At 56.1% G+C, this 10,437-nt stretch carries 9 protein-coding genes; 7 read left to right on the forward strand and 2 right to left on the reverse strand.

Features of this window, described 5'->3' with window-relative positions; genetic code table 11:
• Positions 1-355 precede the first annotated feature (355 nt).
• The 4 genes from ACN0TS_RS18585 (at position 356) to ACN0TS_RS18600 (ending at position 5,016) form a co-directional block, all read left to right on the forward strand.
• A complete protein-coding gene (locus ACN0TS_RS18585; protein WP_417260822.1) occupies positions 356-1,699 on the forward strand; it encodes a class I SAM-dependent methyltransferase in 1,344 nt (447 codons plus the stop codon).
• Positions 1,700-1,703: 4 nt separating this feature from the next.
• A complete protein-coding gene (locus tag ACN0TS_RS18590; RefSeq protein WP_145283344.1) occupies positions 1,704-2,657 on the forward strand; it encodes an NAD-dependent epimerase/dehydratase family protein in 954 nt (317 codons plus the stop codon).
• A 66-nt stretch (positions 2,658-2,723) separates the two neighbouring features.
• Positions 2,724-3,950: a hypothetical protein gene (locus tag ACN0TS_RS18595; RefSeq protein ID WP_417260823.1), complete on the forward strand. Its 1,227-nt coding sequence runs from the start codon at positions 2,724-2,726 to the stop codon at positions 3,948-3,950.
• A gap of 226 nt (positions 3,951-4,176) precedes the next feature.
• Positions 4,177-5,016 (forward strand): glycosyltransferase family 2 protein, encoded by an 840-nt coding sequence (locus ACN0TS_RS18600; protein ID WP_417260824.1) that lies wholly within the window; start codon positions 4,177-4,179, stop codon positions 5,014-5,016.
• A gap of 162 nt (positions 5,017-5,178) precedes the next feature.
• Here ACN0TS_RS18600 and ACN0TS_RS18605 read toward each other — a convergent pair whose 3' ends face one another.
• Both ACN0TS_RS18605 and ACN0TS_RS18610 read right to left on the reverse strand, forming a co-directional pair.
• Positions 5,179-6,144: a glycosyltransferase family 2 protein gene (locus ACN0TS_RS18605; RefSeq protein WP_417260825.1), complete on the reverse strand. Its 966-nt coding sequence runs from the start codon at positions 6,142-6,144 to the stop codon at positions 5,179-5,181.
• A gap of 193 nt (positions 6,145-6,337) precedes the next feature.
• The gene (locus tag ACN0TS_RS18610) at positions 6,338-7,579 is read right to left on the reverse strand and encodes a glycosyltransferase (RefSeq protein ID WP_417260826.1); all 1,242 of its coding nucleotides are present in this window, start codon (positions 7,577-7,579) and stop codon (positions 6,338-6,340) included.
• A 387-nt stretch (positions 7,580-7,966) separates the two neighbouring features.
• Between ACN0TS_RS18610 and ACN0TS_RS18615 the strand changes: the two genes are divergently transcribed.
• From ACN0TS_RS18615 to ACN0TS_RS18625, 3 genes are read left to right on the forward strand one after another with little or no spacing between them, the layout of a single operon-like run.
• Positions 7,967-8,617, forward strand: a complete 651-nt coding sequence (locus ACN0TS_RS18615; RefSeq protein WP_145283335.1) for a class I SAM-dependent methyltransferase — start codon at positions 7,967-7,969, stop codon at positions 8,615-8,617.
• A gap of 51 nt (positions 8,618-8,668) precedes the next feature.
• Entirely contained in the window at positions 8,669-9,445 is a 777-nt protein-coding gene (locus tag ACN0TS_RS18620; protein WP_417260827.1) for a hypothetical protein, read from the forward strand.
• Complete coding sequence (locus ACN0TS_RS18625; RefSeq protein ID WP_417260828.1) at positions 9,442-10,215, forward strand: hypothetical protein; 774 nt, start codon at positions 9,442-9,444, stop codon at positions 10,213-10,215. Before ACN0TS_RS18620 ends, ACN0TS_RS18625 begins: the two co-directional genes overlap by 4 nt.
• The last annotated feature ends 222 nt before the right edge of the window (positions 10,216-10,437 follow it).

Below are 10,437 nucleotides of genomic sequence, written 5' to 3' on the forward strand. Positions count from 1 at the left end.
CGCGAGCCGAAACCGTTGGCGAGGGCCGTGGCACTGCCCGCTGGAACCTCTCGATAGCGCAGTCCGCGACGCGATCGCAGCGAGCGAAAGCGAGTTGCTAGCACCCCACACCGCCTGAACACCGCCCGCCGCTTCCCACTCTCTAGCACCAATCGACAACGGCGCCCCGCCTGTGCGCTACGCGTCTTCGCATCAGCCACCGTCGCTTCGACTTCTGTTGCAGTACACTCCCCCCATCCTGGACCAACAAGCTCCCATTGCTCTTGCTGTCGATGCGCAGCCTATCTATAAGTCGACTTGAGCCCGTTTCGGCAAAAAATTGTTTTAGAGCACTCTTGAAATCAGAAGGACCGCAATGAACGCGCGCCAATCGATCGATAGCCCAGCAGCGGCCGACAGCACGCCGACCGTTACCCGCCAGTGCTGCATGAATTGCGGCGGCAGCGATTTGAAGCTGTTCTTGGACCTCGGTACCCAACCCAACGGGAACAATTTTATCACTCCCGATCAGATCGAGAACGAACCGACCTACTCGATGCGGATGCTGACCTGCGAATCGTGCTGGCAGGTGCAGATCGATGAGTTTCCGCCGCAGAGTGTCCTTTTTGATGATCACCCCTACGTCTCGGGACTAAACGTCCCCGTCGTCGAACATTTCTCCAAGATGGCGAAAAAGGCGGTTACGGATTTCGATCTCAGCGCTGGTGATGTCGTGCTGGATATCGGATGCAACGACGGATCGTTGTTGAGCTGTTTCCGCGAGGAGGGAATGACCACGATCGGCGTCGATCCGGGCGGACGCGTTACCGAATTAGCTCGCAAAAACGGACATCTCGCCTGCCGCGCGTTCTGGAACAGCGAGACCGCTAAAGCCATCAAGACCTTGGGCATCGAGCCTAAAATCATTTCAGCGACAGCGGTCTTTTACCACGTTCCCGACCTGCACGATTTCGTCGAAGGGCTGCTGAGCGTGATGACCGACGAGACGGTATTTGTCGTCCAAGGCGTCAACCTGCTCGATTTGATCCAGCAACGCCAATTCGATCACTTCTACCACGAACACTCCTGCGTTCATTCGATCAGTGGGCTGCAAAAGCTGTTTGCTGCTCATGGGATGAAGATCCTCGACGTCTCCAACTACCCGATCCACGGCGGATCGTTTGTCGCGTACGTGGCGCGAGAAACCTCGCCTCACCAAGTTTCCGACAGCGTTCAACAATCGATCAACACCGAACGCGCCGCGGGATTGGAAAAATTGTCGACGTTTGAGGAGTTCTCCGAAGCCGTCGCCAAAAATACATCCGACCTGAGGTCGCTGCTGGAAGATCTCAAAGAACAAGACGCTACGGTCTACGGGCTCGGAGCCCCCCTGAAGGGCTCGACTCTACTGAACTATGCCGACATCGGCCCCGATCTCGTCAGTTGCCTAACGGAAGTCAACAGCTTCAAAATCGGACGCGTTTCGCCCGGAACTCACATCCCCGTCGTCGACGAGCGGACGTTGGCGAAACAGCCAGATTACTATTTGGTCTTGGCTTGGAACTTCCTCGATTTCTTCCTCGAGAAGAAACGCAGCTTCCTGGAAGCGGGCGGGAAGTTCATCGTGCCGGTACCATCGCTGCAAGTCCTCGACGCATCGGCGCTGAAACCACAAACCACACCAATCCAGACCGCCGACACCAAGCGGAGGGCTGCTTAGAACTATGAAAAATGTCATCATTCTCGGCGCGACGGGATTCATCGGAAAGTCGCTTTGCAATGCACTGCGGAGCCGTTTCGGCAACGATTGCAACATGATTCCGGTGGGGACCAGCACGGTCGACCTCGCCAACCGCACGTCAACCTTCGATTGGTTTGAATCCAAACACTGGAAGTTTGATTGCGATCATATCATCCATTTGTCGGCGCTTTACCGCGCGGGAGACTGGCCCGTGCGGCATCCCGCGACGCAGTTCTTCGTGAACATGTCGATGAACGTTAACGTCTTGGAGGCCTGGAAGCGATTCTTCCCAGCCGCCAAGATGACAAGCATCCTCTCCTACTGCATCTATCCCTCGCACGACCAACCGCACGACGAATCGGAAGTCTACGGGACCGAGCCTGAGGACTATTTGTTTGCTTATGCGTTAACCAAAAAATCGCAGTTGATCGGGCAGCGTGCTTACGCCACCGAACACGGCCTCACCTCGACCAGCGTGGTCCTGCCGACGGTCTACGGACCAGGCGACAGCTTTGCCGAAGACTCTCACGTGATGGGAGCTTTGATCGGCAAGTTCGTTCGCGCTAAGCTGTCGAATCAAGCGTCGGTCGAAGTCTGGGGAAGTGGCAACCAAGAGCGTGAGTTCCTGTTTGTTGAAGATGCCGCCGACGGAATCATCGAAGCTGCGATGCGTTCTGAGGTTCCGATCGTGAACCTCGGATGTGGGCGAGCCTACCGAATCTCCGATGTCGTCGATACGATCGTCGATGTGGTCGGGTATCGCGGTCAGATCGTCAACAATGAAAATCGCTTTACCGGCGTTTCGAAACGCGTCATGGATGTGTCGCTGGCGAAAGCGGAATTGAACTGGACGGCAGCCACCAGCTTACGGCAGGGCGTCGAGCGAACCGTACGGGCTTATTACGAAGAACTCTCCCCGCAACAGCGTGCTGCTTGACTAAGCGAAGAGTGAAAGCGAGGAATCGGTTTGAATCAGCTAGCATGTAAAGAACACGCCACGCTCTTGTATATCGATTCCTCGTTGCGTTCTCATCGAGGACATCATGCCAACGTCTGCGAAGCGATCACATCGGCAGCGCGTTCGCAAGGTCATCGAGTTCAGATTGCTATATCCCAAAAGAAGACCGACGCCTGCGAAGGCGAAAAGGTCTTTTCGCAGGATGTGTATTGCAACATGAAACGGAACCCCGACGCATTTGTCGATCGCATGCGTTTGAAACTGGCATCGTCGCGCGTCAGCCGTGAAGTGCTGCCGATCCTGCAACGCACTCGCCCACACGCGATCTACGCCCATTCGGTGAACGCCGTCGTCTGCGAGGGAATTTTGCAGGCGATTGGGAAAGCGTTTCTACCAGGCGGAGCCCCCTTTTTTATGGCAGAGATGCCGTTTCCATGTGAACCGAGCGAGCGTTATTTTTATGGTGAACAGCTGCGAGCGATGTTCGAGCGGCTGAACGGTCGGGCGGCTACGGCACGCCGGCGATCGCAAGCAAATCTACTCGATCGCTTTGCGCCGATCACAGTGAACGAGCGCACATCGGATCTACTCTCCCAATCGACAGGCGTTGAGATCGGGGTCATGCCCTCGCCCTACGCGGTCCGTTCTCGCCGCGGGCAAGAACACAAACACCGCTCGACGCCGCTGCGGATCGGAAGCGTCGGTCACCAATCCGAACACAAGGGGTTTGATTTATTGCCCGCGATAATCGAATCGCTTGGCAACCAAAAGCACAAGATTCAATGGGTTATCCAGCACCAAGATGAATCGAATCCCGCGACGTTAGAGCAATTGAAAACGCTTCAACAGAAGGGATTCGATATCGAATTGGTTCATCGTGATCTAACACCCTCCGACTACGAGAAACTGCTGCTCGGGCTGGACGTTATCCTGCTGCCTTATAAACCCCAACGGTACCAAAGTGCGATCTCGGGAATCTGCTACGAGGGGCTCTCCCAAGGCAGCGTTGTCATCGCGCCACGGCACACCACGGTAGGTAAGATTGTCCACGAGTTCCAACCAGAGACTCCTCAATTCGATGATTGGACAAGCGAAAGCATTGCCGCTGCGGTTCGCAAAAGCGTCGAAAACGCTGATCCAATCGGCGACGCGGCCCTCGCCGGAGCCGCTCTCTATGCACAGACCAACGGACCGGATGTCTACGCCCGCCGGATCATGAGTCCTGCCCTTCAAGACCTCGCTTTGATACAGCCCGATCGATCTGTTGCCTAGCTGAAAAGGTTGGGAACGCTGTCGACGTACACTCGCCAGCAGACGCCTGGCGACAGCATCGCCTCATTGGTCTATATTTTCCCCAGCAGATTCGCTATCACAGCGCTAGCCCCAACATCCACTTCGGTGGGGCATGGTTGTCACATCGTCGTTATGATGTGGCCCGGCGAAAGAGCATCTCAAGCTAATTGGATACCTCGAGTTATTGCAGCACAAAGTTTGAACCATGAAAGTCTCTGGATTCACCATCGCGCGTAATGCTATTCACTACGACTATCCTGTCGTCGAGAGCATTACTTCGGTCCTGCCGTTAGTCGATGAAATGATCGTCGCGGTGGGTGAGAGTTGTGATGGAACGCGAGCGCTGATCCAGTCGATCGATTCCCCAAAGATACGGATCATCGATACCGTCTGGGATGAGACGAGCCGGCAGAACGGTACGGTCCTCGCGGATCAAACCAACCTTGCTTTGCAGCACTGCACGGGCGATTGGTGTTTCTACATCCAAGCCGACGAAGTCATTCACGAAGCCGATTTCGACCGCATCGGTTCTTGTATGCGACGCCATCTGAAGAATCCTCGCATCGAGGGCCTATCGTTCCGCTACCATCATTTTCGCGCCGACTACAACATTCGCGATCCGCTTCCCTACCGTCGGCAAGTGAGGATCGTACGCGCGGGAGTGGGAGTGCAGTCGGTCGGGGATGCATGCGGGTTCGCCGTGGAGAATCGCAAACTGGCTGCGGCGTCCACCGGTGCATGGGTCTATCACTACGGTTATGTAAAACCGCCGAAGACGATGGCGGCAAAAACAGACTACTTTACGAGCCTGTACGATGGCAGACAGGTGGCGCCTGGCGAACAGACCGAAGCAGAAGCTTATGCATGGAACCTAAAGACATGCGAACCGTTCCGAGGCTCACATCCGCGTGTCATGGAGGCGAGGATCGCCGCAAAAGATTGGGAAACCCCCGAATTTAGAATGTGTTCGCGGTGGTACAATCCAAATTTTTGGAGCGGTCTGCTGTACAAGAACACAAGAACGTTCCGCCGCTGGGTCGCATAGTTTTCCCCTTCGCTCGCGATTCGCTTCGTTGAGGTGATCCCCCACGAAACGGCATCTGATCTGTCAGCGTTCTCCATTCCGCCAGATCGAAATTCGCTGGTAATCAAACACGACAGAACGCCTCGCCCTGGCGAGGCCATCTGCGATAGGATCGCCGATCGATTACGCAGCTTTTCGTAAAGGTCGACTCAGTTTGCGGAAGCTCTTCGCGAGGTGGGCTCCATGGCGGCGCAGCCGCTGGGCGAACGTGCGCCGCCGCTTGGGAGGATGCAGTAGCGCGTGTTGCGTCAGGTAGCGATCGGCGGCTTCGTTGCGAATCACGGCGGCGGGATGTCGCAACGGCCCAAGATCATGAGTTGGCAATTCCGCGTTCCAGGCGTCGGCGTCGACGTCGGCACCAGTGTGAGTTCCGTCAGCTCGAAAACCGAGGTTGGAGATCAGATTCTTCGCAGGATGAATACACAACCCGCGCTGCCGCCAAAACGAATACGCGCACTGATAGTCCCAGGTATCCATTCGCCCCGCCGCGACACGGTCAAAATTCTTCGCATGGAAGCGGAACTCGGCTCGCGATTCACACAACTCCGGCAGAATTTCGCTGCGGAATGTCGAGTAATCTTTCATCGTGCGATCGTAATGCTTCCACGCACGACTCCACGATGCCCAGCCCCAGCACCAGAAGTACTTGGAAAAATAGTAGCTGTCTTCGCTGAAGCGTTGCTGATCGAAGTAGTTTGTTCCCGAGACGGCCATCACCGACGTGTTGTCTCGGTACCGCGATAGCATTTCCGAGCAATAGGTAAAAAACGAGGGGTTCGGCAAGCAGTCGTCTTCCAGAATGATCGCCTCTTCGACAGTCTCGAAGACCCACTGCAGCCCCTCGGAAATGCAGCGACCACAGCCCAAGTTTTCGGACGCGTAACGACGGTGCACCTGGCACGGCCAATCGATGTTGGCGACAACCGCTTGAGTTTGTTCGACAAGCGATTGTTCCCCTTCCACGTCGGGTCGCGCCCCGTCGCAAACGATCAGCAGTTGCGCCGGCTTGGCGGCAGCGATCGCGTCGAAAACTCGCTGTGTCAAATCGGGACGGCGGAAGATGAACAATGCTACCGGGGTTTGATTCATCCGTGAATTCTCCGATTTCCGGGGACCGCCAAGCGGTAAAATATTGATGGATCATTGCGACCGTTGGGCGAGCTTAACAGAGCTCCAGCGAGGCAACAACGTGATTATAAATGCACCGCCCGATGCGGCCGACGCGCTGCTTACCCGGAGCTCCTCTGCGGCAACTGGGGCTCCCGTCCCCGACACAGACTCATCAGGAGGCTGCGCGGTGTTCGAGCAGGCTGGCGTTGCCGGCCGCAACGCCCAATCGCTCTCGCACGCGGGCGGTTAGCAGCGTTTTGAAGTTGTCCACGGAGTGCCGCTGCACAAATTGGTCGATGTCGGCCGCAGGGGTAAAGTCGTCGCTGGTGTTCACAGCGATCGACAACTGCTTCGCAAAGCAGGCGGGATCGTTTGTGTCGCAGGTCGTGCCAAGCTGATATGTGCGAATCGTTTCGTCGATCCAACCGACGGCATTCCCAAGCACCGGCAAGCCGGCAGCGGCCGCTTGAATCACGATGCTCGCCGAATACTGATGCCGTGGATACGGCGTGCAGATCAGGTTGCTAGCACAACACGAGGCACCAAACGCTTGGCCGTCGAGATGGCGATCCAACGCAATGATCCGCTGGCTTGCCACCAGGTCGGCGTAGTTTTCGGACAACGCCAACCGCACATCTTCGCTTGCCTTTCCCGCGAGCAGAACGCGATCGTTGGGTTGCAGATTAGGAAGCGCGGTTCTAAAAGCGGCCAACAGTTGGTGCACGCCTTTCCGCTCTTCGATCAGCCCCATCATCGTGATGTAGCGTCCGTCAGCAGGCACGCCGATCAACTGCCTCGCCTGCTGGCGATCGATCGATGGCAGCGGATCGACGGGGTCTGGTAGGTAGTTGGTTTTGGCTTGCAGTTGACGACTGAAGGACGAGATCACACGCACCGCGTGCGGCAGAATGTGGTGGATCTTTGTCCAAGGGCCGCGTTGCAACATCGAGAGGGCGTACCGCTGCTTGCAACGCGAACGCAGACCGTCCAGAGGATACGCATAGCGGCCGAACAGCAAAACCAATTCGGTCTCGATCTGGTTTGCTTTCAGATACCGCGAGACACGATTTGGCAGACCGTACCAATTGCTGATCGGGTTACCGAATGGGACAAAGACGTGATCGGGTTTTACTTCCTGCAGCGCGTTCCAGAATCCGCGGTGCAGGGAACGAACGCCTTTGGGTCCATTAACGCGGATGACACCGCTGCCTGAGCGTTGATGGAAACCATCGAGCGGCAGCACGCGGAGGTTCCGCCGCGCGCCCAGATGTTGCTCGAATTGCTCCGATGCCGCCGCTTGCCGCGACGTTGCCAAATGGACTTCGCATCCCAGCGTTTGCACTCCCTCACACAGCCGCGATACGTAAGCAAGATTGTGCCCCGCGTGCTGGGGTTCGAAAATCAGAACGCGCATCGTGCAGTCCTTTGGCAATTCATTTATGCAATCGAATTCAGCTCGGCAACCGACCGCCTTGCGAATTCCTGTCGGATAACAGTCGCAAAACAGGCAGCATCTGCCAAGCCCATTGTCGCTGCCGCGGCGGCGACAACGATTCGCTAGCAAATTGAAGCGACTTGTCGTTCAGTGCACATCTCGACTTTGCCACTACAAATGCAGCTCCCGTCTGCTAGACGCATCCGTTTACACAGCGAAGGGAGATTGGGCCGGAGGGTGGGACGTAAACGCAATGCCTGCCCATCGTCACTTTTCGGCATAACCAATCTGGTGTTGTTCGTTGAGGTGTTGTTTTGGTATTTAGCGGAACGCGAATCATAACATTACACGGACTAGGGCTCGAAGATGCTCCGAAAACTGATCACCAAAGCCGTCATTAAACGGGAGCTTCCCGCCAATCCCTTTGACGGCGAGATGCTGCCATTGGAGCGTTTACGCTTGTTTCAGTGGATGCAGGTCCATCGACCGCGCGTCGTATTGGAAGTTGGCGCGGGCGTTGGCGGTTCGACGTTTTATCTCTCCGAAGCTCTGAAGCAGTACGGCGGTAAACTGTACACCTGCGATCCGATGCGGAAGCCACCGCAAGATTTCCTGGATCGCTTTGCTGGAACGCTCGACTTCCGTTCGCTGAAATCAGTCGAATTGATCGACGAACTGATCGCACAAAACATCGTTCCGGACATGTTGTTTTTCGACGGCCCCGAGATTCCAGAACTTGCCTTGGAAGACCTGCAGCGGCTGGAACCAGTGATCCCTCACGGCTGCTTGTTTGCCATGCACGACTGGGAACTGATCGGTGGTCGCAACAAGAAAATCATTTCGATCAAGTCGGAACAGGTGCGACCTTATATCGAACAATCCTCCGACTGGGAGCCGCTGGAAGTACTCAGCGGTCACCAGAAGAACGTCTGGTGGACCAAGGGACGCTGGGATTCGGTGGGACTCTGCCTGTACCGGTATCAGGGAAATGCTGCCCGCGCCACAGTGGCTGCGTAACAATTGCAGATCGATCGGATGCCGTGGCAGCCGCGAAGGAGTTTAAGTTCAATGTTTGCAAATCGATGGCGTCTACGGAACAAAAGCGTTTCGAACCCCAGCAATCCTCACTTGTACATCCACCACCATCTTGGTCTGGGTGACATGATTCATTGCAACGGCATGGTTCGAGCCCTGCTGGCGCAACTGCCGGAAGAGCAAAACGTACGCGTCTTCTGCAAACAAAGTTACAGTTCGATGGTGGAGTGGATGTACCGCGACGATCCGCGTATCGAATTGCGGTGCATCGACCAGAAGAAGCGTGAAACGCCGGAAGTCCGTCGCGTGTTGCGAGCCGAGCGGGCGACCAACTTTCTGTCCGTCGGACACAAAGCAATGCGACCGCTGGAAGCGGCACATCCCGAACTGTTCTTCGACCAACTGTTCTATTTGCAGCTGGGAATGCCATACGGAAATCGCTTTTCGCAATGTTACTGGCATCGCGATCTCGAAGAAGAAGAGCGTGTGTTTCGCAAATTAGCCCCCGAGGGTGAATACGCGTTTGTACACGACGACCCTTCGCGGGGCTTCCAATTGAAGACTGAACACATCGATATCCCGATCGTCCGCAACGACGTGACCGAAAGCATCTTCCACATGGGACTGCTGTTGGAACGCGCCAAGGAGATCCACTGCATGGAGAGTTCGATCCGCTGCATGATCGAATCGCTAGATGTCGAGAACGTGCAACTGTATTGGCACGCGTTCCGTTACGGAAGTCGAGCCCTGGGAACTGCTACCTGCAAGAACTGGGTTACTGTCCCCTATCATTTGGCGGAGGCCGCATGAAACGGTTGATTTCCCTATCGCTGTACGGCAGCGATCCGATCTATCTGCAGGGCGCATTGAGAAATGTCCGCCTGCAGAAAGTTCACTTTCCCACGTGGACGACTCGCATCTACGCCTCACAAGAGATTCCAGCGACACTCATCGAGCAATTAAAAGCCGAAGGCGCGGAGGTTGTCGCGAAGGTTCGCCAGAACAATATCGATGGCATGTTCTGGCGTTTTTTGCCTGTGGGAGAACCCGACGTCGATGCGGTCATCGTCCGCGACACCGACTCGCGGCTGACGGCACGCGAGCGAGCGGCGGTCGACCAGTGGATCGACAGCGGCAAATCGCTACACATCATGCGCGATCATCCGCTCCATCGCGTTGTCATGCTGGGTGGAATGTGGGGCTGTCGCGGAGGCAAAATCCCCGATATCAACGAACTGCTGGGGCAATGGAATCTGGCGCAAAAGAAGGGCTACGACCAAGACTTCTTGAACGACAAGATCTATCCGCGTTTCAGCCAGGACTGTTTCATCCACAGCGAACTGTATCGATATCAAGGCGAACAGGTTCACCCGTTTCCCGTTCCCCGCGACGGCGGTGAATTCATCGGATGTGTCTACGATGCCGATCGCGACACGCTGACGCCCGAACAGCACGCGGCCAATTTGGCTTCCTTCACAGATACCCAGCTGAAAGATCTGCCGCGGGCACAACCGCGATCGATGCTGTTTCGATCGGCCAGACAATGGTTGCGCGTGTTGCGTGGGAAAGCTGCCGCGTAAGCGAGCCCGAATCGCGATCGCGCGGCGGTCTGCTACGCTTCGCTCACTCGCCCGGCAACCGTCTAAAACAAGTTGCCTGAAAACCTGCGGATCACCGCCCTGCTGGGCTAAACGATCGATTCGTTTTCGTTGCCGCTGGGGTCTTCGTTCTCTTCGCGTTCTTTTTCCAGCGATAGCTCGATCCGATTCAGCTCTTCCAACCACAGTCGGATGTCGTTGTCG

Origin of the sequence: Celeribacter sp., assembly GCF_048266405.1 — a bacterium.
GTDB lineage: Bacteria > Pseudomonadota > Alphaproteobacteria > Rhodobacterales > Rhodobacteraceae > Celeribacter.